26 protein-coding genes are annotated in these 26,306 nt (G+C 60.4%); 13 read left to right on the plus strand and 13 right to left on the minus strand.

The genetic code is table 11. From position 1 onward, the window contains the following. Positions 1-44 precede the first annotated feature (44 nt). Genes C9383_RS09895 through C9383_RS09910 form a run of 4 tightly spaced genes read right to left on the minus strand, consistent with a single transcriptional unit; the run spans position 45 to position 2,850 of the window. Positions 45-764, minus strand: a complete 720-nt coding sequence (locus C9383_RS09895) for a PA5502 family lipoprotein (RefSeq protein ID WP_060756498.1) — start codon at positions 762-764, stop codon at positions 45-47. A 37-nt stretch (positions 765-801) separates the two neighbouring features. Then, positions 802-1,590: a zinc ABC transporter permease subunit ZnuB gene (znuB, locus tag C9383_RS09900; RefSeq protein WP_090367717.1), complete on the minus strand. Its 789-nt coding sequence runs from the start codon at positions 1,588-1,590 to the stop codon at positions 802-804. Continuing rightward, positions 1,583-2,368 (minus strand): zinc ABC transporter ATP-binding protein ZnuC, encoded by a 786-nt coding sequence (znuC, locus tag C9383_RS09905; protein WP_090367715.1) that lies wholly within the window; start codon positions 2,366-2,368, stop codon positions 1,583-1,585. The genes znuB and znuC overlap by 8 nt, the downstream gene beginning before the upstream one ends. Further along, complete coding sequence (locus tag C9383_RS09910; RefSeq protein ID WP_060756495.1) at positions 2,368-2,850, minus strand: Fur family transcriptional regulator; 483 nt, start codon at positions 2,848-2,850, stop codon at positions 2,368-2,370. Before C9383_RS09910 ends, znuC begins: the two co-directional genes overlap by 1 nt. Before the next feature lie 58 nt (positions 2,851-2,908). On the opposite strand from C9383_RS09910, the gene C9383_RS09915 reads away from it, so the two are divergent. Next, positions 2,909-3,838 carry a zinc ABC transporter substrate-binding protein ZnuA gene (locus C9383_RS09915; RefSeq protein WP_090367713.1) on the plus strand — a complete coding sequence of 310 codons (930 nt, stop codon included), beginning with the start codon at positions 2,909-2,911 and terminating at the stop codon, positions 3,836-3,838. A gap of 56 nt (positions 3,839-3,894) precedes the next feature. Here C9383_RS09915 and C9383_RS09920 read toward each other — a convergent pair whose 3' ends face one another. Both C9383_RS09920 and C9383_RS09925 read right to left on the minus strand, forming a co-directional pair. Continuing rightward, positions 3,895-4,848 (minus strand): homoserine kinase, encoded by a 954-nt coding sequence (locus C9383_RS09920; RefSeq protein WP_090367711.1) that lies wholly within the window; start codon positions 4,846-4,848, stop codon positions 3,895-3,897. A 56-nt stretch (positions 4,849-4,904) separates the two neighbouring features. Then, positions 4,905-5,195 (minus strand): DUF2782 domain-containing protein, encoded by a 291-nt coding sequence (locus tag C9383_RS09925; RefSeq protein WP_060756492.1) that lies wholly within the window; start codon positions 5,193-5,195, stop codon positions 4,905-4,907. 74 nt (positions 5,196-5,269) lie between these two features. Between C9383_RS09925 and polA the strand changes: the two genes are divergently transcribed. Then, entirely contained in the window at positions 5,270-8,053 is a 2,784-nt protein-coding gene (polA, locus tag C9383_RS09930) for a DNA polymerase I (protein ID WP_090367709.1), read from the plus strand. Between the two features lie 269 nt (positions 8,054-8,322). Here the strand turns inward: polA and yihA are convergent, their stop codons facing one another. Beyond that, the gene (yihA, locus tag C9383_RS09935) at positions 8,323-8,964 is read right to left on the minus strand and encodes a ribosome biogenesis GTP-binding protein YihA/YsxC (protein WP_025854318.1); all 642 of its coding nucleotides are present in this window, start codon (positions 8,962-8,964) and stop codon (positions 8,323-8,325) included. Between the two features lie 192 nt (positions 8,965-9,156). Here yihA and C9383_RS09940 point away from each other — a divergent pair, with 192 nt between their 5' ends. From C9383_RS09940 to C9383_RS09965, 6 genes are all read left to right on the plus strand, one after another. Continuing rightward, positions 9,157-9,459, plus strand: a complete 303-nt coding sequence (locus C9383_RS09940) for a c-type cytochrome (protein WP_090367707.1) — start codon at positions 9,157-9,159, stop codon at positions 9,457-9,459. A 33-nt stretch (positions 9,460-9,492) separates the two neighbouring features. Then, positions 9,493-10,119, plus strand: a complete 627-nt coding sequence (locus tag C9383_RS09945; protein WP_090367705.1) for a c-type cytochrome — start codon at positions 9,493-9,495, stop codon at positions 10,117-10,119. A 169-nt stretch (positions 10,120-10,288) separates the two neighbouring features. Further along, positions 10,289-10,924 carry a thiol:disulfide interchange protein DsbA gene (gene dsbA, locus C9383_RS09950; protein ID WP_060756488.1) on the plus strand — a complete coding sequence of 212 codons (636 nt, stop codon included), beginning with the start codon at positions 10,289-10,291 and terminating at the stop codon, positions 10,922-10,924. Between the two features lie 11 nt (positions 10,925-10,935). Beyond that, positions 10,936-11,814 carry an endonuclease/exonuclease/phosphatase family protein gene (locus C9383_RS09955; protein WP_090367703.1) on the plus strand — a complete coding sequence of 293 codons (879 nt, stop codon included), beginning with the start codon at positions 10,936-10,938 and terminating at the stop codon, positions 11,812-11,814. After that, positions 11,811-13,859 (plus strand): GGDEF domain-containing protein, encoded by a 2,049-nt coding sequence (locus tag C9383_RS09960; RefSeq protein ID WP_090367702.1) that lies wholly within the window; start codon positions 11,811-11,813, stop codon positions 13,857-13,859. Before C9383_RS09955 ends, C9383_RS09960 begins: the two co-directional genes overlap by 4 nt. A gap of 88 nt (positions 13,860-13,947) precedes the next feature. Beyond that, on the plus strand, positions 13,948-14,724 hold the full coding sequence (locus C9383_RS09965) for an N-acetylmuramoyl-L-alanine amidase (RefSeq protein WP_090367700.1): 777 nt from the start codon (positions 13,948-13,950) through the stop codon (positions 14,722-14,724). A gap of 23 nt (positions 14,725-14,747) precedes the next feature. Here the strand turns inward: C9383_RS09965 and C9383_RS09970 are convergent, their stop codons facing one another. Both C9383_RS09970 and algB read right to left on the minus strand, forming a co-directional pair. Continuing rightward, on the minus strand, positions 14,748-16,535 hold the full coding sequence (locus C9383_RS09970; RefSeq protein WP_090367699.1) for an ATP-binding protein: 1,788 nt from the start codon (positions 16,533-16,535) through the stop codon (positions 14,748-14,750). Between the two features lie 10 nt (positions 16,536-16,545). Then, positions 16,546-17,892, minus strand: coding sequence for a sigma-54-dependent response regulator transcription factor AlgB (gene algB, locus C9383_RS09975; RefSeq protein ID WP_060756483.1), 1,347 nt, complete (start codon positions 17,890-17,892; stop codon positions 16,546-16,548). A 390-nt stretch (positions 17,893-18,282) separates the two neighbouring features. Between algB and C9383_RS09980 the strand changes: the two genes are divergently transcribed. The 5 genes from C9383_RS09980 (at position 18,283) to C9383_RS10000 (ending at position 22,689) form a co-directional block, all read left to right on the plus strand. Continuing rightward, a complete protein-coding gene (locus tag C9383_RS09980; protein WP_060756482.1) occupies positions 18,283-18,573 on the plus strand; it encodes a hypothetical protein in 291 nt (96 codons plus the stop codon). Between the two features lie 78 nt (positions 18,574-18,651). Then, positions 18,652-18,816 (plus strand): DUF1328 domain-containing protein, encoded by a 165-nt coding sequence (locus C9383_RS09985; RefSeq protein WP_003170804.1) that lies wholly within the window; start codon positions 18,652-18,654, stop codon positions 18,814-18,816. Positions 18,817-18,818: 2 nt separating this feature from the next. Then, on the plus strand, positions 18,819-19,286 hold the full coding sequence (locus tag C9383_RS09990; RefSeq protein WP_090367696.1) for an inhibitor of vertebrate lysozyme family protein: 468 nt from the start codon (positions 18,819-18,821) through the stop codon (positions 19,284-19,286). Positions 19,287-20,032: 746 nt separating this feature from the next. After that, positions 20,033-21,364, plus strand: coding sequence for a glutamate/aspartate:proton symporter GltP (gltP, locus tag C9383_RS09995; RefSeq protein WP_060756480.1), 1,332 nt, complete (start codon positions 20,033-20,035; stop codon positions 21,362-21,364). 95 nt (positions 21,365-21,459) lie between these two features. Then, complete coding sequence (locus tag C9383_RS10000) at positions 21,460-22,689, plus strand: nucleoside recognition domain-containing protein (RefSeq protein WP_090367695.1); 1,230 nt, start codon at positions 21,460-21,462, stop codon at positions 22,687-22,689. Positions 22,690-22,782: 93 nt separating this feature from the next. Here the strand turns inward: C9383_RS10000 and C9383_RS10005 are convergent, their stop codons facing one another. The 4 genes from C9383_RS10005 to C9383_RS10020 are packed head-to-tail and all read right to left on the minus strand — an operon-like array spanning position 22,783 to position 26,279. Continuing rightward, positions 22,783-23,394 (minus strand): ABC-type transport auxiliary lipoprotein family protein, encoded by a 612-nt coding sequence (locus C9383_RS10005; RefSeq protein WP_090367693.1) that lies wholly within the window; start codon positions 23,392-23,394, stop codon positions 22,783-22,785. Continuing rightward, entirely contained in the window at positions 23,391-24,329 is a 939-nt protein-coding gene (locus tag C9383_RS10010; RefSeq protein WP_060756477.1) for an MlaD family protein, read from the minus strand. Before C9383_RS10010 ends, C9383_RS10005 begins: the two co-directional genes overlap by 4 nt. A 1-nt stretch (position 24,330) precedes the next feature. Continuing rightward, entirely contained in the window at positions 24,331-25,134 is an 804-nt protein-coding gene (locus tag C9383_RS10015; RefSeq protein WP_060756476.1) for an ABC transporter ATP-binding protein, read from the minus strand. Then, positions 25,131-26,279, minus strand: a complete 1,149-nt coding sequence (locus C9383_RS10020) for an MlaE family ABC transporter permease (protein ID WP_060756475.1) — start codon at positions 26,277-26,279, stop codon at positions 25,131-25,133. The genes C9383_RS10015 and C9383_RS10020 overlap by 4 nt, the downstream gene beginning before the upstream one ends. Between the last annotated feature and the right edge of the window lie 27 nt (positions 26,280-26,306).

Here is a 26,306-nt window from a genome sequence, read left to right on the forward strand (position 1 = left end):
TGATGAAGTTTTCAAGTGTGGGAGGGGGCTTGCTCCCGATGCTTTTACTGGGTTTTGCGCGGAATCAGCACAACCTGCGCCGGGATCTTTTTCAGAATCTGCCGGTGGATCTTCAGGTCATATCCCGAATCAATTCGCTTCACCCGTTTGCTCAGCAAGGTGGACAGCCATGGGTAGTCCTGGGTGCGCGGCACTTGAATGCTCACGTCGCACTGGTAATTCACCACGTCGGTGGCAATCGCATCCAGTTGATGGCGAAGTTCTTCTATGTCGGTGAGGTTCAGCGCCACGGTCGTGCTTTCGGCTGCCGGGTCGATGACTTTGGCGACAGGCTTGGTTTCGGCGGCTTTCAACGCCGCTTCGGCCTTATCCAGCTCGGCTTTGCGGGCGTGGCTGATGGCGTTGTTGACGCCGCCGGTCAGCGCGGGCGCCTTGGGCATCAATGCGCGTGCACGGCTCAGCGCCGTGGCGGCGGCGTTGACGTCACCCTTTTGCAAGACGATCTGGCTGCGTTGCAGGTAGGCTTCGGCCAACTGGCGTTGGTAAGTTTCCAGGGCCGGGTCGTCAGGCGACTGGGCCTGCAATGCGGCGAGTTGATCTTCAGCGGTGGCCAGCTCGCTGCTGGCCAGGTTTTGCTCCAGTTGCGCGATGGCCACGGCACGCGCATCCGGGGCTGCGGGAGCGGCCGGCGGTGTGCTTTGGCAGGCGCCCAGCAGCAGGGAAAATGCGGCAAGGAGCAGATAACGGGCGTTGAACGGCTTCATTCCTGCGACTCTCTAATTGCGCAAAAAGCGAGCAAGTCTACACCCCTCGACGGGGCAGGACAAAACTCAGCAGAAACAGGGCGGCCGCCGTTACCACAATCGACGGTCCTGCGGGCGTGTCCTTGAACCAGGACAGCGCCAGGCCCCCGCACACTGCCAGCATCCCCAGCAGGCTGGCGCCGATGGCCATCTGCTCGGGGGAGCGGGCATGGCGCTGGGCGGCTGCGGCGGGAATGATCAGCAGCGACGTGATCAACAATACGCCGACTATCTTCATCGCAACAGCAATCACCACCGCGATCAACAGCATCAGGGCCATGCGCAGCGCTGGCACCGGCAAACCTTCCACCGTGGCCAGTTCTTCATGCGCTGTGATTGCCAGCAACGGGCGCCACAGGGTTACCAGCAAAACCAGTACGACGGCGCTGCCGCCGAGTATCCAGGCAAGGTCGCTAGGGCTGATCGCCAGCAGATCGCCAAACAGGTAGGCCATCAAGTCGATGCGTACTTCGTGCATGAAGCTCAGTACCACCAGGCCCAGGGACAGGGTGCTTGGAGCCAGGATGCCCAATAGCGTGTCGGAGGCCAGCGGCTGGCGTTGTTGCAGCGTCACCAGCAGGACCGCCAGCAGCAGGCAGCCCACGGTGACGGCGAGGGTCGGGCTCACATCCAGCAAAAAGCCCAAGGCGACGCCCAGCAGGGCGGCGTGGGACAGGGTGTCGCCGAAATAGGCCATGCGCCGCCAGACCACGAACGAGCCCAATGGGCCCGCCACCAATGCCAAAGCCAAGCCTGCCAGCAGGGCGTAGAGCAGAAAATCAGCCATGCTTGCAGCTATCTCCATGAACGTGGGTATGAGATTTGGCCGGATCAGTCACGACGGCGCCATGCAAGTCATGGGCATGATCGTGATGGTGGTGGTAGATCGCCAGGCTCTGCGCGTTCTTGCCGAACAACTCGACGAAGGCCGGGTCACCGCTGACCTGTTCCGGGTGGCCGGAGCAGCACACATGGCGGTTGAGGCACACCACTTGGTCGGTGGTGCTCATCACCAGGTGCAGGTCGTGGGAGACCATCAGCACGCCACAGCCATGGCGGTCGCGCAGGCGGGTGATCAGGCTGTACAGCTCGGCCTGGCCTGCGACGTCGACGCCTTGTACAGGTTCGTCCAGTACCAGCAGTTCGGGCTCGCGCAACAGGGCGCGGGCCAGCAAGACGCGCTGCATTTCGCCGCCGGAGATGCTTTGCACCGGGCTGTCGATGACCTGCTCGGCGCCGACCTCCTTGAGCGCGGCCAGCGCGCGGGTACGGTCGACACCGGGCACCAGGCGCAGAAAGCGCAGTACCGACAGGGGCAGCGTCGGATCGACGTGCAGCTTCTGCGGCATGTAGCCGACACGCAGCTTGGGTTTGCGCCATACACGGCCGCTGTCGGGCTTGAGCAAACCGAGCACGGCACGCACCAGGGTGGTCTTGCCCGCGCCATTGGGGCCGATCAGCGTGACGATCTGCCCGGGCTCGACGCTCAGCGCGATGTTATCCAGTACGTTTTGCCCGGCGAACGTGACCGCGACCTGTTCCAGGCGGATTAACGCGTTGCTCATCAAGCCCCCTGGCAACCCGAGCAGAGCCCGACCACTTCGACCGTTTGCCCTTCAACCTTGAAGCCGACGTCGGCGGAGCTCTGGATGATGGCGTCGCTGATGCTTTTCTGTTCAAGCTCGATGGCGGCGTGGCACTCCCGGCAGATCAGGAACTGGCCTTGATGCGCATGCTCCGGATGGCTGCAGCCGACAAAGGCGTTGAGGGAGGCAATGCGATGCACCAAGCCGTTCTCCAGCAGGAAGTCCAGCGCGCGGTATACGGTCGGCGGCGCGGCGCGGCGGCCGTCCTGCTCGCTGAGCACGCCAAGAATGTCGTAGGCGCCCAGCGGCTTGTGGCTTTGCCACACCAGTTCCAGCACCCGACGGCGCAATGCGGTCAGGCGAAGGCCCTTCTGCGTACACAGGGTGTCGGCTTCCGACAGCGCGGTATGCACGCAGTGGGAGTGGTCGTGGGGACGGCTGGCAAGCGGTGTTTTAGGCATGAGCGGCGACAGACATTTGATAGAGACGTTATTATGTTACCCGTTCCTACGCCATCGAGTGGTCATCGTGTTCCGACTTTTTCCCGTTTTTGTCGTATTTGTCACCAGTTTGTTCGTTACCGCAGCCGCTCAGGCTGAGGTCAAGGTGTTGACCAGCATCAAGCCGTTGCAGCTGATTGCCGCTGCCGTGCAGGATGGCGTGGCGATCCCGGAGGTCTTGTTGCCGCCTGGTGCATCGCCGCATAACTATGCCTTGCGCCCATCCGACGTGCGGCGCGTACAGTCGGTGGACCTGCTGTATTGGATCGGCCCTGACATGGAAAGCTTCCTGCCGCGTGTGCTCAAGGGGCGTAGCCTGCCGACCGTCGCGGTACAGGATCTTCCAGGCATGAAGCTGCGTCGTTTCGCCGAAGATAGCCACTCCCACGCTGACGAAGCCGACGAACATGACCACGATCATCGCCCGGGCAGCCTGGATGCGCACCTGTGGCTATCGACGGTCAACGCGCGGGTGATTGCGGCACGCATGGCTGCTGATCTCAGCGCTGCCGACCCGGCCAATGCCGCGCGTTATCAGAGTAACGTGAAGGCTTTCGATGAGCGTCTGGATGCGTTGGACGCACGGTTGAAGGCTCGCCTGGCGACCATCGGCGACAAACCCTACTTCGTGTTCCATGAGGCCTTTGATTACTTCGAAGACGCCTATGGGCTCAAGCACACCGGTGTGTTCAGCGTGGCTGCCGAAGTGCAGCCGGGTGCCCAGCACGTCGCGGCGATGCGCACGCGCCTGCAGGAAGTGGGCAAGACATGTGTGTTCAGTGAGCCGCCATTGCGTCCGCGTTTGGCTGAGACGCTGGTGGCCGGCCTGCCGGTGAAGTTGGCGGAGCTGGATGCATTGGGCGGCTACACACCGGCCACGGCTCAAGGGTACGAGCAGGTGCTGGAGAAGCTGGGTAACGATTTGGCCGGGTGCCTGGAGTCGCTCTGACGGTTAACGCATGTGGGAGCTGGCTTGCTCCCACATTTTTTGACCGAGTGGGTCCTTTAAAGGGCGAACGGCAGTTGGATCGTGACCTGCTGGCGCTGCGCCAAGCGGTGCTCGAACTCGGCGGGGTCGTGAATCAGCACATCCTGCCCGGCAAACGACTCAGCGGCGATCAGCCGTGACAGCCAGAACCGCACACAAGCCACCCGTAACATTGTCGGCCACAATTCGGCCTCCTTCGCCGTGAACGGCCGCAGGCTCGCGTAGGCGCCCAGCAGTGCGCGGGCACGCGGCCCATCAATCACGCCTTGCGCATCCGAACACCAGTCATTCAGGGCGATCGCCACGTCGTACAGCATCGGGCCGGAGCATGCGTTGTAGAAGTCGATCAATCCTGTGAGATGCGTGCCTTCAAACATCGCATTGTCGCGGAACAGGTCGGCGTGCACGTTGGCGCGTGGCAAGGCCAGGATCTCGGCCTTGTGGGCGTCGATCTCGGTCAATGCCGCTTGCAGCAAGCTTTGCTGCGCTTCGTTCAAGTGCGAAATCAGCTGTGCCCCTTCACTGAGCATCCACTCCAGCCCGCGATCGGTCTTGCGTTCCAGCACCTTCTCGCCTTGGGTGGCCAGGTGCAGGTGGCCCAGCAGGTCGCCGACCTGGGCGCAATGCTGGGCGTTGGCGTCCTTGATGTGCTTGCCGGCCAGGCGCGGTTGCAGCAGCGCCGGTTTGCCGGCCAGCGTGCGCAGGGCGACGCCGTCGGTGGTGCGCAGCGCATAGGGCACTGGCAGGTCAGCGTCGTGGAGCACGTCGAGCAACTCGATGAAGAACGGCATCTCCGCGACGGGGCCGCGCTCAACCAGGGTCAGGACGAATTCGCCCTGTTCCAGGCTGATAAAGAAATTGGTGTTTTCGCTGCCAGCGGCAATCCCCTGGAAATCAAGCAGGCGGCCGAGCCCGTAAGGGGCGAGAAAGGTTTCCAGCTCGGGCCGAGCCAGGGGGGTAAACACAGACATGGTTAAAACTGCCAGTACGGGCGCCGTGATGTGCGGCGCCAATTGAAGTTAAGAAATCATTTCCATTCGAAGATCTTCCATGACGGGATCAGCATATCCGGCTGGTCAGAGCGGATGAAGTTCGCGTCGGTTCCGTCCGCGCGCACCAGGAAATACGGTGGGGCACCCTTTACAGTGACCTTGATTGCGTACAGGAAACCGTTTTGGCGGTACTCCTGGATGGTTCTGTCGCCTTCCGTGCGAATGGTAACTTCCGGATCGCCCGAAGGGGCGCTGTCTGCCGCCATGGCAGCCATCGGAGCGAGTGCAATCAAGCCAGTGAGGAGCAGGCGATTGAATGTACGCATGATAACCTTGTCCCTTTGTCGTCATTGGTCCGGCTATTCTAGCGCCTGACCCGCCGAAAAGGTTGATCCTGCTCATGAGCCAAGCCCCCCTCGTCCTGGTGGACGGTTCTTCTTATCTGTATCGTGCGTTCCACGCGCTGCCACCGCTCACCACTTCCAAAGGCCTGCCGACCGGTGCGGTCAAGGGCGTGTTGAACATGCTCAAAAGCCTGCGCAAGCAGTACCCGGACAGCCCTTTCGCCGTGGTGTTTGACGCCAAGGGTGGGACTTTTCGCGATGACATGTACGCCGAATACAAGGCCAATCGCCCGAGCATGCCCGATGACATGCGCCTGCAGATCGAGCCGCTGCACCAGAGCGTGATTGCCCTGGGCTTCCCGCTGTTGTGCGTCGAAGGCGTCGAGGCCGATGACGTGATCGGCACCCTGGCCCGCAGTAGCGCAGCGGCCAACCGACCGGTGGTGATTTCCACGGGTGACAAAGACATGGCGCAGCTGGTCGATGGGCACATTACCTTGGTCAATACCATGACCGGTAGTTCGATGGACATCGAAGGCGTAAAGGAGAAATTTGGCGTCGCTCCGGAGCAGATCATCGACTATCTGGCGTTGATGGGGGATTCGTCTGACAACATTCCGGGCGTTCCGGGTATTGGTCCGAAGACCGCTTCCGGCTTGCTGGTGGGCGTGAATGGTGGGATCAAAGAGCTGTATGAGCAGTTGGATATCGTGCCGACCCTGCCGATCCGTGGGGCCAAGACCCTGCCGGCCAAGTTGGAAGAGCATAAGGAGATGGCATTCCTTTCTTACCAACTGGCGACGATCAAATGTGATGTGCCGCTGCACGTCGGCCTGGAAGACCTGCACCTGATCGAACCCGATCGTGAAAAGCTGCTGGAGCTGTACACGCTGCTGGAGTTCAAGAGCTGGTTTGACGAGATCCAGCGTGATGCCAAGCGCGTGGAGCTCAATACGGCGCCCGTTGCTGAGGCCGTCGTGGAGGCGGTGGTGGTTGCACCTGTCGAGGCGCGTTACACCACAATCCTTGACCAGGCGACCTTCGATACCTGGCTGCAGAAGCTCAATGACGCGAAGTTGTTCGCGTTCGATACCGAAACCACCGGCATCGACGCCCAGCAGGCACAGCTGGTCGGGGTTTCATTCGCGGTGCAGCCCCATGAAGCCGCGTACATTCCGTTGACGCATTCCTACATCGGCGCGCCGCCGCAGCTGGATCGCGACAGCGTGTTGCTCGCGTTGAAACCATTGCTGGAGGATCCGACCAAGCTCAAGGTCGGCCAGCACGCCAAGTTCGACATGAACATCCTGGCCAACTGCGCCATCGGCGGCGACCCGACGCAGGGCATTACCGTACGTGGTATCGCCTTCGACACCATGCTCGAATCCTATGTGCTCAACTCCACGGCAACCCGGCACGACATGGACAGCCTGGCCAAGAAGTACCTGGACTACGACACCGTCAGTTTCCAGGACATCGCCGGCAAGGGCGCCAAGCAGCTGACATTCGACCAGATCCCGCTTGAACAAGCCGGTCCTTACGCGGCGGAAGATGCCGATGTGACCTTGCGTCTGCATCAGGCGCTGCATGCGCAACTGGCGGCCATTCCAAGCCTGGCCGGCGTACTGACCGACATCGAGATTCCACTGGTGCCGGTGTTGGCGCGGATCGAGCGTCAGGGAGCCTTGGTGGATAAGGATCTGCTGGGCGTTCAGAGCATCGAGCTGGGCAACAAGATGGTTGAGTTGGAGCGTCAGGCGTTCGAGATCGCCGGTGAGGCGTTCAATCTGGGCTCGCCCAAGCAGCTAGGGGCGATTCTCTACGAGAAACTGGGCCTGCCGGTATTGAAGAAGACCGGCAAAGGCCAGGCGTCGACTGCTGAAGAAGTACTGGCCAAGCTGGCCGAAGATGACTTCCTGTTGCCCAAGGTGCTGATGCAGTACCGCAGCATGAGCAAGCTCAAAAGCACCTATACCGACCGGCTGCCGGAGCAGATCAACCCACGCACCGGGCGCATTCACACGTCTTATCACCAGGCGGTGGCGGCAACGGGGCGTTTGTCTTCCAGCGATCCGAACCTGCAGAACATACCGGTGCGGACCGCCGAAGGGCGGCGGATTCGCCAGGCATTCGTCGCGCCCAAGGGCTACAAACTGCTGGCGGCGGATTATTCCCAGATCGAATTGCGGATCATGGCGCACTTGTCCAGGGACGAGGGCCTGATGAACGCGTTCCGCAACAACCTGGACGTGCATACGGCGACGGCCGCCGAGGTGTTCAAGGTCGAGTTGGCCGAGGTCACGTCCGACCAGCGTCGCAGTGCCAAGGCGATCAACTTTGGCCTGATCTACGGGATGGGGGCGCAGAAGCTCGGCAAGGATATTGGAGTCGATACCAAGACCGCCAAGGCCTACATCGATGTGTACTTCGCACGTTACCCGGGCGTTCGCGAATATATGGAGCGCACCCGCGCCCAGGCTGCCGACCAGGGCTATGTAGAAACCTTCTTCGGGCGTCGGCTGTATTTGCCCGACATCAACTCCAATAAACCCCAGGACCGCGCAGCCGCCGAGCGCACGGCGATCAACGCGCCGATGCAAGGCACCGCGGCGGACATCATCAAGAAAGCCATGGTGCGGGTGGATGACTGGCTGACGGAGTCGGGTCTGGATGCCAAGGTTATCCTCCAGGTGCACGACGAACTGGTGCTTGAGGTGCGTGAAGACCTGGTGGCGCAAGTCAGCGAAAAGATCCGCGAACACATGAGTGCGGCGGCGCAATTGGATGTGCCGTTGGTGGTGGATGTGGGAGTGGGCAATAACTGGGACGAGGCGCACTGATTTGGCGGCTCTGCCATCACCAACCGTGATGGCAGGGCGCTTTAGATCAGAAATCGATACTGGTTATTTCCAATAGTTTTTTGGATCTGCCGGAACTTAACCCGTGAACTGCCACTCAGAGTTACTGAATGGGTGGTGAAGCCCTTCAATGCTCCTATGTTGTGTTAAGTGTTGGCAGATATCTGGACCCCGCCCTAGCGGTCCGGAACTTGAACCCCGAACTTCCCCTCCCCATACGAAGTCCGGGGTTTTTTTTGCCCGCAGAAAAGTTATTCCGCGATTTCAGCGCCCTTGTCCGCCAATTCCATCCAGCCGGCCAGCACGGTGTAAGCCTCTTCCAGGCCCATGCGCTTGGGTGCCGAGAACAGTTGGATGGTGATCGCATCACCCCAACCTTTGCGGATTTCCGATTGGACCTTGAGCAGCGTGTTCTTGGCTGCGCCGTAGGTCAACTTGTCGGCCTTGGTCAGCAGGATATGCATCGGCATGCCGCTGGCTACGGCCCAGTCGAGCATCAACAAGTCGAAGTCGGTCATTGGATGACGGATGTCCATCATCAGGATCAAGCCCTTCAAACTCTCGCGGCCACCCAGGTAAGCCTCCAGGTGACGCTGCCAGTGCAGCTTCAGCGGGATAGGTACTTTTGCGTAACCGTAGCCCGGCAGGTCGACCAGACGCCGATCATCGTCTAGCTTGAAGAAATTGAGCAGCTGCGTGCGGCCCGGGGTTTTCGAGGTGCGCGCCAGGCTGGCATGGGTCAGGGTGTTCAGTGCGCTGGATTTGCCGGCGTTGGAGCGACCGGCAAAGGCGACTTCAAAACCTTCGTCATCTGGGCATTGGTCAACTTTGGCGGCGCTGAGCATGAACGTGGACTGTTGGCACAGACCGAGGATGGGATTCTTGAGTTGCATGAGATTTCCGATGTGGGCGGTGCCGAGAAAGGGTGCGGCAAGCGGTGTCGTTTCCGTTTCAGTAGCGCCAGTATATAATGCCGCAGATTTTGTGTGTGCTTTGTCCCAGCGAAGGATGAAGTTCACGGGAGCGAAAGACCTTCATTGCGCATTAGAACGCAAAACGCTCTCAAACCCTGAAAAGGTCGATGTATGACCCGCAGGTTGCTCGCTTTTGGTGTCCTGATTCCGCTTTATGGCGCTCAGGCTACACAGGAACCGGAAGCGGTGTACAACCGAGTTTGCGTGGCTTGCCATGCCGGCCAACTGCCCAACGCCCCTGAACGGGGTGATCAGGCAGCGTGGGCGCCCAGACTGGCGCAGGGCATGGATACGCTGGTGCAACACGTAACCCAGGGTTTCAAGGCAATGCCGCCGCGTGGTTTGTGCATGGACTGCAGTACTGAGGATTACCAGGCCGTCATTGAATTGATGGCGAGTAAACCCGGTAGATAACTCTTAAACCCTTAGCCGTAGTTGGATTAGCTGATGAACAAACTGATCGTGAGTCTGCTGTTGACCTTGGGCATCACCGGTGTTGCCCATGCTGCAGGCGACGCTACAGCGGGCCAGGCGAAAGCCGCCGTGTGTGGTGCTTGCCATGGACCGGATGGCAACAGCCCGGCGCCGAACTTCCCCAAACTGGCCGGCCAGGGTGAGCGTTACCTGACCAAGCAGATGCACGACATCAAGGATGGCAAGCGCACGGTGCTGGAAATGACCGGCTTGCTGACCAACCTCAGTGATCAGGACCTGGCAGATATCGCGGCGTATTTTGCCAGCCAGAAAGGCAGTGTGGGAGCTGCCGATCCGAAATTGGTCGAAAAAGGCCAGGCATTGTTCCAAGGTGGCAAGCTCGCTGAAGACCAGCCTATTGGTGGCATGCCCGCCTGCAAGGCGTGCCACATCCCGGACGGCGGCGGTCTCGCCGCTGCAGGCTTCCCTCATCTGAGTGGCCAGCACGCCCAATACACCGCCAAGCAATTGAAGGATTTCCGCGAGAAAGTTCGTTATATCGATGGCGATGCGGGTAACAAAATGATGGGCGACATTGCTGCCAAGCTTTCGGATAAAGATATCGACGCAGTGTCCAGCTACATCCAAGGGCTGCACTGACAGGGCCGGCGACGTTAACGCTCGATTAATCCATCGATGCAAGCATAAAAAGGGTGGCTTAGGCCGCCCTTTTTTGTGGCCGCTGCCGTTACACTAACGAAATCATGTCCGCGTAGACCTGTCATAACAAAGGTCGCGTGAGGCGACTTTATTTGTCCAGGAGTAAAGCATGCGTAATCTGATCCTCAGCGCCGCTCTCGTTACCGCCAGCCTCTTCGGCATGACGGCACAAGCTGCCGATGTGCCGCTTGAAGCCGGTAAAACCTATGTTGAATTGCCTAACCCTGTACCGGTTTCGGTGCCTGGCAAGATCGAAGTCGTGGAGCTGTTCTGGTACGGTTGCCCGCATTGCTACGCTTTTGAGCCAACCATCAACCCTTGGGTTGAGAAACTTCCGTCCGACGTGAACTTCAAGCGCATCCCGGCCATGTTCGGCGGCCCATGGGATGCCCACGGCCAATTGTTCCTGACCCTGGAAGCCATGGGTGTTGAGCACAAGGTCCATAACGCCGTATTCGACGCGATCCAGAAACAAGGCAAGCGCCTGACCAAGCCGGAAGAAATGGCCGACTTCGTCGCCACCCAGGGTGTCGACAAGGACAAGTTCCTCGCCACCTTCAACTCTTTCGCTATCCAGGGCCAGATCAAGCAGGCCAAGGAACTCGCGCAGAAGTATGGCGTGCAAGGCGTACCGACCATGATCGTCAACGGTAAATACCGTTTCGACCTCGGCACTGCTGGTGGTCCGGAAGCTGTCCTCAACGTTGCAGACCAATTGATCGCCAAAGAGCGCGCCGCCAAGTAAGGGGGCTCACCATGCGCCGCCGGGGTACCGAACGTGTCGTAGGCCTGCATGAGCCGCGGGTCAACGAGCATCATCTGGAGTCCACAGGCTTGCCGGCTGACAGTCGCTTGCGCCTGCTCAGTTTCAATATTCAGGTGGGCATCAGTACCGAGAAGTACCGCCACTACCTTACCCGTGGCTGGCAGCATCTGCTGCCGCATAACGGGCGGGCCGGCAACCTGCAAAAAATCGGCAACCTGCTCAACGACTTCGATCTGGTCGCCTTGCAGGAAGTCGATGGCGGCAGCATTCGCTCCGGCTACATCAATCAGGTGGAGCACCTGGCTCAGTTGGGGGCCTTCCCCTACTGGTATCAGCAACTCAATCGCAACCTCGGGCGCCTGGCACAGCACAGTAATGGTGTGCTCAGCCGCCTGAAGCCAACTGCCATCGAAGACCATCCATTGCCAGGCCCCAAAGGGCGTGGGGCGATTCTGGTGCGCTTCGGCGAAGGCCCCGAAGCCCTGGTGGTGGTGATGATGCACCTGGCGCTCGGAGGGCGTACGCGCAACCTCCAGCTTGCCTACGTGCGTGAGCTGATTGGCAACTACAAGCATCAGGTGCTGATGGGTGACATGAACACCCATGCCAATGACCTGTTGCAGAATTCCCCGTTGCGTGACCTTGGGTTACTGGCGCCGCAAGTCGAAGCCACGTTCCCCAGTTGGCGCCCGCAACGCTGTCTGGATCATATCCTGCTGAGCCCTACCCTCACGCTCGAAAGTGTGCAGGTTTTGGCGCAGCCCATTTCCGACCACCTGCCGGTCGCGGTCGAGATTCGTCTGCCGGGTTCGCTCACGGCAGATGCATTGCCCGCGTTGAGCCCAGGCACCAGCGGACCCCTTGCATGAGCGACGACGCCCAGCGCTGGAAAGAGAAATACCTCAAGAGCATCGAGCAACAAGACAAGCTCGAACGCCGCTGGGCTGCCCGCCTCGACCTGCTGCGCCGTGGGCTGGTACGCAGCACGCTGGCCGCTGAAGGAACGGACCGCGCAGTCGATCAATGCATGAAGGAAATGCGCGACATCGTGCGCAGCGACGACATGGATGCCGCCCTCGCCGCCTTGCTGCCGCGTCTGGAAAAAGCCGTGCTGGATTCGGAGCAGCGCCGCGAAACCCGGGTTGACCAGATCAGCACTGCGCTCACGGCCCTGGTCGCCCAGTTGCAGAAGTTACCGCTGCCCCGTGAAGTGGCCCGCCCGCTGAAAACCTTCGCCAAGCAACTCGATGGTCGTGTCGGGCAGGCGCGGGAGATACCGTTGCTCCTGAGTGAACTCAGTAGCCTGCAAGGGCAGGCACTGGACAACCTGGAGCCGGACAGCGAAAGCCCCCGTTCAGGGCCGGGTCTGCTGCAACGCCTGTTCGGCAGTAAAGATGCTGCAACCGAAGCCGGCGAGCCGGTCCCGGTAGCTACGCCGCAGCCGGGGGCGCCAAAACCTGCGCCCGAGCCCCAGGAAACGGCGCAGTCCGAGGCGCTGGCCGAAGCGTTGCGGGCATTCGAGCCAGCGCCATCAGCGCCGGCGGCGTCGCCGCCTGAACCCGGTGTGCCCGTTGCGCAGGCCCAGGTCGCCAGCGAAACGTTTGTCTTTGAAGCCCCTGCGCAGTCGGCAGCCGCTGCCCTACCTGTCGAAGCCCCTGACGTTGAGGCGCCGGAACCGCCTCCGGAGGCGCCCGCATCGGAGAGTGCGCTCGCCGCTTTTATCGAAGCGCCCGAGGTGCAAGTCGACAGGGTGGAGGCGACGGCCATCGGCAGCCTGTCGCTCCCGCCTGTGCTGGACAGCGCCGAACCCGACCCTGATGCGTTGCAAGCGGACGGCGTCTACGCCCTGCCCGACTCGCCCGAGCCGTCCTACAGCTCGGTCGCCAAACATATCGAAAGCACTTTGCTCGGCTTGCTGGAAGACCTCGACCTGCCCGAACGCCACCGGCCCCAGGCCGAGGCCATGCGCGAGCGTCTGGCCAATGGTTTGAACTGGTACGAGCTGCTGCCGATCCTGGATGACCTGGCGGTGTTGATGCTGGCGATCACCGACAGCGGCCAGCATGAGTTCGAGGCTTATCTCAAGCAGCTCAACGAGCGTCTCGAAGCGTTTCAAGGCCATTTGCAGGTTGCCAGTGACGGCCACGCCGATAGCCGTTCGGCCGCGCGCGAATTGGATACGCAGATTCGTGAACAGGTCGATGGCTTGCAAAGCAGCGTACAGGAAGCGTCCGACCTGAACAGTCTCAAGCAGGTGCTGGAAAGCCATCTTGAAGGTTTGCTCGGCACCATGGATGAGCATCAGCAGCAGCGCGACCAGCGTGAACAGGAAGTGGCGGCGCGTTTGAAGGGCTTGGCTGAGCGGGTTGCGAGCATGGAGCAGGAAGCTCAAGGCTATCGCGAACACCTGGAGGTGCAGCGTCAGAAAGCCTTGATTGACCCGCTCACCGGCCTGCCTAACCGCGCCGCCTGGAGTGAGCGCCTGGATCAGGAGGTCAATGCCTGGCACCAGCGCGGCAACAGCTTGTCGCTGGCGATACTGGACCTGGACCATTTCAAGCGCATCAACGACGGTTATGGGCACCTGGCCGGTGACAAAGTCTTGAAGATCATCGCCAACGTGCTGAGCAAGCGCCTGCGGCCAAGCGATTTTATTGCGCGTTTTGGTGGCGAGGAGTTTGTGTTGCTGATGCCCGACTCATTGCTGGCCGATGCCTTGGCCGTGGGTGAGGTGCTGCGTGCGGCGATTGAAGCGTGTCCGTTCCACTTCAAAGGCGAGCCGGTGACGATCACGGTGTCCATGGGCGTGGCGCAGTTTCTGCCGGGTGAGCGTAGTGATCTAGCGCTCAAGCGTGCTGACGAGGCGTTGTACCGGGCCAAGGCGGCGGGACGTAACAAGGTGCTGGCGGCTTAAAAGATGTTCCATTTTGTGATTTGACCGCCGCGCTACCCTTCATACGTTACACTGTTGCATTATCGTCTTCAGTGTAACGTGATCTGCCATGAAATCCCTGTACATCGCTTTTGTGTTTCTACTACTCGCCGGCTGTGCAAGCGGCCCCCGTCTCGATACCAGCCACCCTTCGGCGAACCACGACAACCGCATACAGTTCGTCATCGTCCATTACACCTCCGCCAACCTTGAGCGTTCCTTGGCCCTGTTGACCCACGGCCAGGTCAGCAGCCATTACCTGATCGGCAACGATGCCTCGGGCACTATCTACAAGTTGGTGGATGAGAGCCAGCGGGCCTGGCATGCAGGCGAAAGCGAGTGGTTGGGGCGCACCTGGCTCAACTCCAGTTCCATCGGTATCGAAATCGTCAACCCGGGGTATCGCGACACCCCGACGGGCCGCGTCTGGTACCCGTACTCCGAGGCGCAGGTACAATCACTCATCGTGCTGTTGAAAGACATCAGCAAGCGCAACGGAATTGACCCTAAGCACATCATCGGTCACAGCGATATCGCGCCGCTGCGCAAGCTTGATCCAGGCCCACTGTTTCCGTGGAAGCGGTTGGCGGCCGAAGGGTTGGGAGTCTGGCCGGACGCGCAGGCAGTCGCTCGTTTCCAGGCGCAGTATGCAGCGCAGTTGCCGAGCGTGGCCTGGTTCCAGGAAGAGCTGGCGCGCCTGGGCTACCAGACACCTCAAACCGGCGAGCTGGATGTCGCCACGCGCCATGTAATAGCGGCTTTCCAGATGCATTTCAGGCCATCGCTGTTTGACGGCACGCCGGATGCCGAAAGTGCTGCGATCCTGAGTGCGTTGAACCATCGCTAATCGCCAGGCGGGTAAATGCTCGCTTACAAGGGCAGTGCCATGTAGAACTGCGTGCCCTGCCCTGGCCGTGAGTACACACCCATTCGGCCCCCGTGCAATTGCACGATCTCCTTGCACAGCGCCAGCCCGAGGCCGGCGCCGCCTTTCTTGCGGCCCACTTGTACGAAAGGTTCGAAGATGCGTCCCTGTTGGCCGTACGCGATACCTTCGCCGTTATCCTCCACGCTGATAATCACTCGTTCGCCATGGCGACGGGCCTGCAGGCGAATCTGCCCGCCTTCGGCGGTATGGCGCAGGGCATTGGCCAGCAGATTGTCGAGCACGCGCTCCAGTTGGGCCTGGTCAGCGTGCAGTCGCGGCAAATCGGCTTGGGCTTCCACCAGCAACTCGATGTGTTGTGCATTCGCCGGTTCCGCAAACCGCGCTTGGGCGTGCTCCAGCAAGTCCGTGATATCGCACGGCGCCAGAGTGAGTTTCTGCAGGCCATTCTGGTAACGCGAAAAATTCAGCAAGTCGTTGATCAACTGCATCAGGCGCTGCATTTCTTCGTTGACCGTATCCAGCAAGTCCGCTTCCCGGGACTCTTCAGGAAACTTTGCGCGCTCGCGAAACAAGCCGAAGGCCATGTGCATGCCGGTCACCGGCGTGCGTAACTCATGGGAGGCGCGCAGGACAAACTCGCTGCGCACTCGCTCAAAGGCGCGCTGCTCCGTAACGTCGTGCAGCACCATCACCGCTCCGAGAATATGCCCCTGAGTATGGCTCACCGGGGTCAGGCTGTAGGTCAGCAGGCGCAACTCGCCTTCGACTTCCACCTCCAGATCTTCCGGTGCTCGCTCCAGATTGCCGCCGCGCAGCACCAGTTGCAGTTGTTCATCCATTTCCGGGCGTGCGAGAGCCTCGCCCAGGCCTTGGCCGAGGCGTTCCTCGTCCCACCCCAACTGGCGCTGTGCCACGGGGTTGAGGTGTTCCAGGCAGCCTTGGCGGTCAATCATCAGCAGGCCGTCATCAATACTGTCGAGCACCGCTTGCAGGCGTTGCTGACCGGCCAGCAGCTCGTCGACATTGGTCGCCTGATGCTGGCGCAATGCTTCGGCCATGATGCCGAAGCGGCGCGTCAGCTGGTTCATCTCTGCTGCTGAGGAGATGGGCAGGGTGACTTCAAAGTCGCCCTGCCCGATCCTGTCGGCGGCTTTAGCCAGCGCTTCGATAGGCCCGCCGAAGCGTCGAGCGATGCCATGTGCCGTGATGAAACCGATGATCAGCACCGCAAGCCCGACCAGCCCGAGCAGGCCGGAGATCACCAGCGCGCGTTCCCGGGACTCGTGTTCACTGTTGCTGATGTTTTCCAGAGCCTGCTTATGATCGACAATCAGGCCGTTGCGCAACACGTTGAAGGCTTCGGTGAGTTGTTCTCTGCTGCCGGGCGGCGGCGATGGCTGCTGGGATTTGTCAAACGCTTCCAGCAGGTTCTGGTAGTCGATGCGCGCCTGGCTGAAGCCATTGCCGCGACCGTTTTGCTGTTCATGGGCGATGCCCTGGTCCAGCAGTTCGAAATAGTGTTGCTTGGAGGCTTGCAACGCCTGCGTGTCAGGCGGCTTTTCCAGCATCATGATCAACTGGTCGCCCAGGCTCTGGCGCAGCTTGAGCCCCAGTTCCAGGTTGATGAAGCTGCTGCGGATCAATGACTCCTGGGTCTTGGCCATTTGCATGACGCTGACCAGGCCCAGGATCAACCCCAGCAGGGCGACGCTGATCAGCGCTGAGATACTCAGGAACAACCGAGTACGCAGTTTCATCGCAAGCTTCATAGGGTGTGTTTCACAGGTTGTACTGTTTGCGTTTGCGGTACAGGGTCGACGCGTCGATGCCCAGCGTGCGTGCCGCCTGGTCCAGGGTGTCGCTGGTGGCGAGCACAGCGCCGATATGCGCTTTCTCTAGCTCGTCCAGGCTCAGCGCCGCGCCGATGCGTGGCGCATTGTTGGTCGGCTGTTCAGCCATGCCGAGATGGCTGATCTCGACCTTCTCCTGAGGGCATATGATGCTGGCCCGCTCCACCACGTTGCGCAGCTCACGGATATTGCCCGGCCAGCGATAGTTGAGCAGCGCTTCGCGTGCCTGATCACTGAACCCTCGGGCGGGCCGTGCGTACTCCTTCACGAACCGCGCCAGGAAACGGTCGGCCAGGGTCAGGATGTCTTCACTGCGTTCGCGCAGCGGCGGCAGGTGCAGGGTGATGACGTTGAGGCGGTAGAGCAAGTCTTCCCGGAAGCGGCCGTCGCGCACCATGTCTTCCAGGTTCAAGTTGGTGGCTGCGAGGATGCGCACATCGGCCCGTCGGGTCACCGGGTCGCCGACACGCTCGTACTCTTTGTCCTGGATAAAGCGCAGTAACTTGGGTTGCAACGTGAGTGGAAAGTCGCCGATCTCGTCGAGAAAAAGCGTACCGCCATCGGCCTGGTTGACCCGGCCCAATGTGCTCTCGCTGGCGCCGGTAAACGCACCGCGGCTGTGGCCGAACAGCTCGCTCTCCATCAACTCCGCTGTCAACGACGGGCAATTGATGGTGACGCAGGATTTTTTCGCGCGCTTGCTCCAACCATGAATGGCGCGGGCCAATTCACCTTTACCGGTACCGGACTCGCCCAGGATCAGGATATTGGCGTCGGTACCCGCCACTTGGCGTGCGGTTTCCAGCACCACCATCATGGAGGGGCTGTGAGAGTCGAGGCCGTCCTTGGGTTGGCGCACTTCGCCTTCCAGCGCCTCCAGGCGTGCCGACAATTGGCGCACTTCCAACTGCTTGGCCGTGGCCAAGCGCAATTGGTCAGGACTGCATGGCTTGACCAGATAATCGGCGGCACCGGCCTGGATGGCGTCCACGGCGGTATCCACGGCCGAATGCGCGGTGACGATCACCACACGCATCCACGGTGCCTGGATGCGCATCTGGGCCAGTACATCCAGACCGTTGTCTTCGCCCAGACGCAGGTCGAGGAAACACAGGTCGAACACTTGGCGTTGCATCAAGGCATCGGCTTGGGCGGCGCTGTTGGCTGTGGCTACGGTGTAGCCCTCGTCTTCCAGGCAGTATCTGAACGTGCGCAGGATTGCGGATTCGTCATCCACTAAAAGAATGCGGCCTTGAAGTTCCTTGGCTGATTCCATCTGTCCCGCGCTCCTTAACTATGAATGATGGTGGTTAGTCCCGGAATAATCGGGCAAGTTGCATGGTTCATTCTGATTCATAAAAAGCATCTTCGTGCAGCTATCTGCGCGCCTTCCTACAAACCCGCTGATTAGTGGCGTATTCATGCCTTCGTGCCACTTCGGCAACTCGATGAAGGCTTTCGATCCCTTTACCCGACCATTGGCTATCGTGCAATTCGCACGGCCCTGGGCAGGGCATCGTGCAGGATGCTGGGCGGCGCCTTCAAAGCAAAGTCGTAACATTCTGATTTTATTGAGTTTTTTTGTTTAAAAAAACTGGCATGCACTCTGCAATAACTCTCCCAACAGTGTCATGAACGAATAATCAGAATGCGGGAGAAATACAGCATGACTCGTCAACACCTCAGCCAACTGCGTATTTCGTCCCTGCGTTTGCAGCAAGGTCTTTTTGCCAGCCTGGCGCTGATGGTCACGTTGATTGTCGGGCAGCAAATGCAGGCTTGGCAGCAGAGTCATCAGCAGCAAGTCCCTCAGTTTGAACGTCCGATCATGACCCAGACCCATTTCTCTTCTCTTGAGAGCCGTTCTCTTGGCAACGTGACGGCTCCGCAATTGAGAGTGGTCGATCAGGATTCCACCCTGGGCGAACTGCCCGTCCAAGAACGTTGGGTGTTCTAGGCAAGAAAAGGTCGTTCTGGTTGAGCGGCTGCACGGTAATACCCCTGTTACCCCTATAGAAGCGTAAGGAGAATCACCATGTTGAGTTGGGCTATCACATTTCTGATCATCGCCATTGTGGCTGCCGTCTTGGGCTTCGGTGGTATCGCGGGCACCGCTACGGGTATCGCCAAGATCCTGTTCGTGGTTTTCCTGGTGATGTTCATCGCTTCGTTCTTCTTTGGTCGTCGCGGCCGAGGCTGACTATGACCACTTCGTCCTTTAAAACCTTGGCTGCCGTCCTGCTTCTGGGCGGCAGTGGCTGGGCAATGGCCGCCAATGACGGCCAATCCCGGGCCAACGAGTTGCTGAGTTCCGATTCGCAGTTTCGTGAGACCTGGCAAGGCGTGGTGAAGAAAGAAGAGCGCCTGCCGGAATGGGTCATGAACCTGTCGGGCTCGGCCGAGCAGATGAATGCCGTCGAAGAGGATGGCGACAAGTACTTGGTGGGGCCGCTCTGCGAGACGGCAGACACCTGTCGCAGCAAACGTCTGATCGTCGCGTTCAGTTATGACAAGAAGCACGCCTACGCCATGTTGGTACAGGTACCGGCCGGGTTGCCGGCGGACAAGTCGCCGACACGCCACGCGGACTACCGTTTCCTTGGCAAGCCGGACGAAGGCATGCAAAAGCTGCTGATGGAGCAGCTCAAGAAAGATCCGAATTGGTACTAGGTTGCGTCTGACGTTTGCAGCGTCTACGAAACCTTCATCCATAGAAAGAAGCCACTGCGCTTCTTTCTGTCTGCATCGCTCGCCAAGGGCGATGCATGACCAGGGGGCCGGGTTGCTCTGATCGATCGAGATCGGCGTGACCTACGGGCACAGGGAGTGCCTGCGCGAGGGCCGGGTCAGGCGAAAAGCTGCGACGCAAGTTCACAAGTGTTTTTTTGCTTGCTGAACTTGCGGCGAGCTTATGACTCTCATCATCCGCCTCGCATGCCGCTCTTCGCATACCGCGCATAGCAACTATTTTCTCTTTCGCTGCTGACTAACCATTACTGGGTATGTCGGCGTGACCATCTATCGAGAAATTTTTTGCCGCACCATAGGACACTTCTGGCGCTAGGTCATGGATTTTCCGGGCAATTGCGCCACCGCCTGAAAGTCGTCCAGCATCTCTGAGCGAGCCGGGTTTGGCAGGTTCACGGCATATTTGCCAGACAATATGTCGCATTTGAACTGACCATTCGGACAGTTATTATCAAAAAAACTCATGCCGATTCGGCATAGGGTAGGCGTTTACGGCATTAGACGTCGCTCCCTTGCATCGGAATAGTTGCGCCTTTTTTCGCCTGCCAGTAAGCCATTTCGGCCACGCTGCGGTGACCTTCCATGGAGGCCGATGCTCACACTTTTTCGCTTTCGAGCGTTCCAGCTGGCGCATTCGCCTTAAGTCCACTTGAAGTAAGGGTAATGACATGAAGAAGGCAAAGCTAAGCCTCGCCTGGCAGATCCTCATCGGTTTGGTGCTGGGGATCGCAATCGGTGCAGTGCTCAACCATTTCAGTGCTGAAAAAGCCTGGTGGATCAGCAATGTGTTGCAGCCGGCGGGCGATATCTTTATCCGCCTGATCAAGATGATCGTGATCCCGATTGTGATTTCCTCTCTGATCGTCGGCATTGCCGGGGTCGGTGACGCGAAAAAGCTCGGCCGGATTGGTGTCAAAACCATCCTTTACTTCGAAATCGTCACCACCATTGCCATCGTGGTCGGCCTGCTGTTGGCCAACCTGTTCCACCCGGGCGCGGGTATCGACATGAGCACCCTGGGCACTGTCGATATCTCCAAGTACACCGCCACGGCTGCTGAAGTGCAGCATGAGCATGCGTTCATCGAGACCATTCTCAACCTGATTCCATCGAACATCTTTGCCGCCGTAGCCCGTGGCGAAATGCTGCCGATCATTTTCTTCTCGGTGCTGTTCGGCCTGGGCTTGTCGAGCCTCAAGCCTGAGCTGCGCGAGCCGCTGGTGACAATGTTCCAGGGCGTGTCCGAGAGCATGTTCAAAGTCACCCACATGATCATGAAGTACGCCCCGATCGGCGTCTTTGCACTGATCGCGGTGACGGTCGCCAACTTCGGCTTTGCTTCCTTGCTGCCGCTGGCCAAGCTGGTGATCCTGGTCTACGTCGCCATCCTGTTCTTCGCCTTTGCGGTGCTGGGTCTGATCGCTCGTCTGTTTGGCTTCTCGATCCTCAAGCTGATCCGCATCTTCAAGGATGAGCTGGTACTGGCCTACTCCACTGCCAGTTCCGAGACCGTGCTGCCACGCGTGATCGAAAAGATGGAAGCCTACGGCGCGCCGAAAGCTATCTGCAGCTTTGTGGTGCCGACCGGCTACTCGTTCAACCTCGACGGTTCGACGCTGTACCAGAGCATCGCGGCGATCTTTATCGCCCAGCTGTACGGCATCGACCTGTCGGTCGGCCAGCAGCTGATGCTGGTGCTGACCCTGATGGTCACCTCCAAAGGTATCGCCGGCGTGCCGGGTGTGTCCTTCGTCGTGCTGTTGGCCACCCTGGGCAGTGTGGGTATTCCGCTGGAAGGCCTGGCGTTCATCGCCGGTGTCGACCGCATCATGGACATGGCGCGTACCGCACTCAACGTCATTGGCAACGCCTTGGCCGTATTGGTCATCTCCCGTTGGGAAGGCATGTACGACGACGCCAAGGGTGAGCGCTACTGGAACTCCCTGCCGCACTGGCGCAGCAAGACAGCCTCGGTGATCGGCGAGACCAGCCGTAGCTGATAGCAATGTGATCTGAACCAACCCCGGGAAATCCGGGGTTTGTCGTTTCTGTCAGCCCCGCTATCATTCGCCCCATCTTTCGGGGGATTCATCTGATGCTCAATGGCCTGTGGCTTGGCTTCTTTGTCGTGGCAATGGTGTCGGCACTGGCGCAATGGCTGGTCGGCGGTAACGCCGGGATTTTCGCGGCGATGGTGGAAAGCATTTTCGCCATGGCCAAACTGTCGGTGGAAGTGATGGTGCTGCTGTTCGGCACCTTGACGCTGTGGTTGGGTTTTTTGCGCATCGCTGAAAAAGCCGGCATCGTCGACTGGCTGGCCAAGGCCCTCGGCCCGCTGTTTCGGCGCCTGATGCCCGAGGTGCCCGCCGGCCATCCGGCCATTGGCTTGATCACCCTGAACTTCGCCGCCAACGGCCTGGGCCTGGACAACGCCGCCACGCCGATTGGCCTCAAGGCGATGAAGGCACTGCAAGAACTCAACCCCCTCCCCAACACCGCAAGTAACGCACAGATCCTGTTCCTGGTGCTCAACGCTTCGTCGCTGACGCTGCTGCCGGTGACCATTTTCATGTACCGCGCGCAGCAAGGCGCCGCCGACCCGACGCTGGTGTTCCTGCCGATCCTGCTGGCGACCAGCGCCTCGACCCTCGTCGGCCTGCTGTCGGTGGCGATCATGCAGCGCTTGCGCCTGTGGGACCCGGTGGTGCTGGCCTACCTGATTCCCGGCGCCTTGGTGTTGGGTGGTTTCATGGCGTTGCTGGCGACCTTGTCTGCAACGGCGTTGGCAAGCTTGTCTTCGATCCTCGGCAACCTGACGCTGTTTGGCCTGATCATGCTGTTCCTGGTAATCGGTGCGTTGCGCAAGGTCAAGGTGTACGAAGCGTTTGTCGAGGGCGCCAAGGAAGGCTTCGATGTGGCCAAGAACCTGCTGCCGTACCTGGTAGCGATGCTCTGCGCCGTGGGTGTGCTGCGCGCCTCCGGAGCGTTGGACTTCGGCCTGGAAGGCATTCGTCATGTGGTGGCCTGGACGGGCCTGGACACGCGCTTTGTCGACGCGTTGCCGACCGCAATGGTCAAGCCGTTTTCCGGCAGCGCGGCGCGAGCGCTGTTAATCGAGACCATGCAGACCAAGGGTGTGGACAGCTTCCCGGCGCTGGTGGCGGCGACGATCCAGGGCAGTACGGAAACCACCTTTTATGTGTTGGCGGTGTACTTCGGCTCGGTGGGCATCCAGCGAGCCAGGCATGCGGTGGGGTGTGCTTTGCTGGCGGAGTTTGCCGGCGTGGTGGCGGCTATTGCGGTGTGCTACTGGTTCTTTGGCTAACCCTTAGACCGCTATCGGGAGCAAGCCCCCTCCCACATTTTGATCTGTGAATACATTCAAGCTGTGGGAGGGGGCTTGCTCCCGATGAGGCCCTCAGCGTTTCGCAGTAGCATTGCCCTGCGCCACCACCCAATCCACCACCTGCCTGTTCAACTGGTCTCCCGCCAGCCCGAATGCAGCAACCACCGCAGGCACCTTGGTATCACTTACCGGCTGGTGCACCTCAAATCGCCGGCTGGCGATGATCCGCTGATCACTGCCGCGCACCAGCCGCGCATCCAGGCGGATCACCACCTCCACCGCCCTGCCCCGGTATTCGCTCTGAAACGCCTGCAACTGCCCGCCCAGCTCATAGTCGGCTTGCAAGTTGGTCTCATCGGTACTCAGCAGCGTCACCCGTCCATCACGTTGGAAGCCGTCCATGAACCGATTGCGCAGCAAGACCGGCGATGGGTCGCTCCAGCGTGAATTGGCATAGCTGCTGATCAGGTTGCCATCAGGCACCACGGCAATGCGTGGGCTGTCGAGAAACTCGCTGGTTTGCGGCTTGGCGATACGCAGCGACCAACTGACCGGTGCGCCTTGGGTCGCCGTCTGGGCCGCGGCCAGGCGGTACACGTCCGAAGGGTCGGCCTTGGGCAGGATCGAGCACGCGCTGACCAGCGCCAATGCCAGGGGGGCGATCATTTGGTAAGCACGCTTCATGGCGTGAACTCCTTGTTCTTGTCGCTGCCCAGCAAGTAGCCACTGGGGTTGGCTTCCAGGCGACGGGAGATGGCGCGCAGCGAACCCAGGGTTTCGCGCAGTTCACGCACCGCCGGTGCCAGTTCGTTGAGGCCCTGCATGCCGCTGTTCACCGAGTCCTTGTTGTCGGTCAGCAAGGTGTTGAGGGTCGCGGTGCTTTGTTCGAGGGATTTCATCGCCTGCTCAGCGCTGCCGAAAGCTTGCTTGCCTTGCTCATTGAGCAGCCCGTTGGCGCTACGCATCAGCGTGGTGGTTTGCTCCAGCGCGGCGCCGGCCTGCTTGCTCACCTGCAGCAACTGTTGCATCACCACTTTGATATCGCCGCGCTGGTCGGCGATGGCACCGGTGGTTTGCTGCAAGTTGTCCAGGGTTTTGCTCAAACGCTCGACGTTCTCGCCGGAGAAGACGCGATTAGCGTTGTGCAGCAACAGGTTGACGCTGGTCATCAGGTCGTTGCTGTTGTTCAGCAGGCGTGCGATGGGCGACGGTGAGGCGATGATTTCCGGCAGGTTACCGTCCTTGCCCTTGAGTACTGGGCTTTGCGGTGTACCGCCGCTGAGCTGGATGATCGAGGTGCCGGTGATACCGGTCAGGGCCAGTTTGGCCTGGGTGTCTTCCTTGATCGGCGTCTGCCCGGCCAGGCGGATGCGGGCGAGTACGCGGCGGGGGTCTTTGGGGTCCAGGCGCAGGCTGGTGACATCCCCTACCTTGATCCCGCTGTACTGCACCGAGCTGCCCTGGGACAGGCCGCTGACCGCCTCGTTGAACACGACTTCATAATCCTGAAAGGCGCTGTCGACGCTGGACTTGGCCAGCCACAGGCCAAATAGCATCGCGCCGACCACCACGATTACGCTGAACAGACCGATCATCACATGATGGGCTCGGGTTTCCATGTCATACCTCGTTGAGCGATTGAGCGGCATCCAACGCCGCGCGGCCACGGGGGCCGTGGAAATATTCGTGAATCCAGGCGTCGTCCGTTTCCGAGACAATATCGATGGCGTCCGCCACCAGCACTTTTTTCTGGGCCAGCACCGCGACGCGGTCGGTGATGGTGTATAGCGTGTCGAGGTCGTGGGTGACCAGGAACACGCTCAAGCCCAGGGCATCGCGCAGGGTCAGGATCAACTGGTCGAATTGCGCCGCGCCGATCGGATCGAGGCCGGCGGTGGGTTCATCGAGAAACAGGATGTCCGGGTCCAGCGCCAGCGCTCGGGCCAGGGCTGCGCGCTTGATCATGCCGCCGGACAGCGACGCCGGGTACTTGTCGGCCGCCGACAGCGGCAGCCCGGCCAGCGCCAGTTTGACCGCCGCCAGATGCTCGGCGTCGGCGCGGCTGAGGCCGGCGTGTTCGATCAATGGCAGGGCGACATTTTCGGTGACGGTCAGCGAAGAAAACAGCGCGCCCTTCTGGAACAGCACGCCAAAGCGCCGTTCCACCAGCGAGCGTTCATGTTCCGACAGGTTCGGCAGGTTCTTGCCGAACACGCGCACCTCGCCTTCGTTGGGCCGGCGCAGGCCGACGATGCTGCGCAACAGCACCGACTTACCGCTGCCGGAGCCACCGACCACCGCAAGGATCTCGCCTTTATACAGATCCAGGTCGAGGTTCTCGTGCACGCTCTGGCTGCCGAAGCGGTTGCACAGCCCGCGTACTTCAATGACCGCCTCAGTGGGCGCACGGTGTAGACGACTCACCAGCCCATCTCCATGAAGAACATCGCCGCGACCGCATCCAGCACGATCACTACAAAAATCGATTGCACCACGCTGGAGGTGGTGTGGGCGCCGACCGACTCGGCGCTGCCACTGACCTTGAAGCCTTCCAGGCAACCGATGGCGGCGATCAGGAAGGCGAAGATCGGTGCCTTCACCATGCCCACCAGAAAGTGCTGCACACCGATGTCCGATTGCAGCAGCGAGAGAAACATCGCCGGCGAGATATCCAGCGCCACCGCACACACGACGCCGCCACCGATGATCCCCGAGAGCATCGCCAGAAAGGTCAGCATCGGCAGCGCCACCAAGAGCGCCAACACACGAGGCAGGACCAGCAGTTCCATCGGGTCCAGGCCCAGGGTGCGGATGGCGTCGATTTCTTCGTTGGCCTTCATCGAGCCGATTTGCGCGGTGAAGGCGCTGGCGGTACGGCCGGCGATCAGGATCGCGGTGAGCAGTACGCCGAATTCGCGCAGAAATGAGAAGGCTACCAGGTCCACGGTAAATATCGTCGCGCCGAAACTTTTGAGCACCGTGGCCCCAAGGAACGCCACCACGGCACCCACCAGAAACGTCAGCAGGGCCACGATGGGCGCGGCGTCGAGGCCGGTTTGTTCGATATGCGCCACCATGGGCGTCAGGCGCCAGCGTTTGGGGCGCAAAATGCCACGGGCGAAGGTTTCGAGGATCAGGCCGATAAAACCCAGCAGTTTCATCGCGTCCTGCCACACCGTGTCTACCGCTCGGCCGATGCGGGCCAGCAGTTGAATGCCGGTGGCTTCTTCGGGTTCCTTGAGCGGCACGCAGAAATCATTCAACGAGTGGTAGACGGTCTTGAGCAAGGCGCGGTCGGCGGCGGACAGGCTGCAATCGGCTCGCTCGGCGGAGTGCTCGATACGGTCCGGGCCCAGCAGTTCCACCAGCAGCGATGCGCCGGCGGTATCCAAAGTGCCGAGGCCATTGAGGTCGATGTGGGCACCGGCGTCGTATTGGCCGTCGAGCGTGTTCGACAGCTTTTTCAGGTGGGCGTAGTGGGCAAGCGTCCAGTCCCCCGTAATCCTGAGTAACGGCGGAGTGGTGGACGTATCGAGGTGGGCTGCGCCGGCCGTCGTACTGGTGGTCATAAGCTCCGAGCTTGTCTGGTTATCCAC

Source organism: Pseudomonas palleroniana, assembly GCF_003031675.1.
GTDB classification, from domain to species: Bacteria; Pseudomonadota; Gammaproteobacteria; order Pseudomonadales; family Pseudomonadaceae; genus Aquipseudomonas; species Aquipseudomonas palleroniana.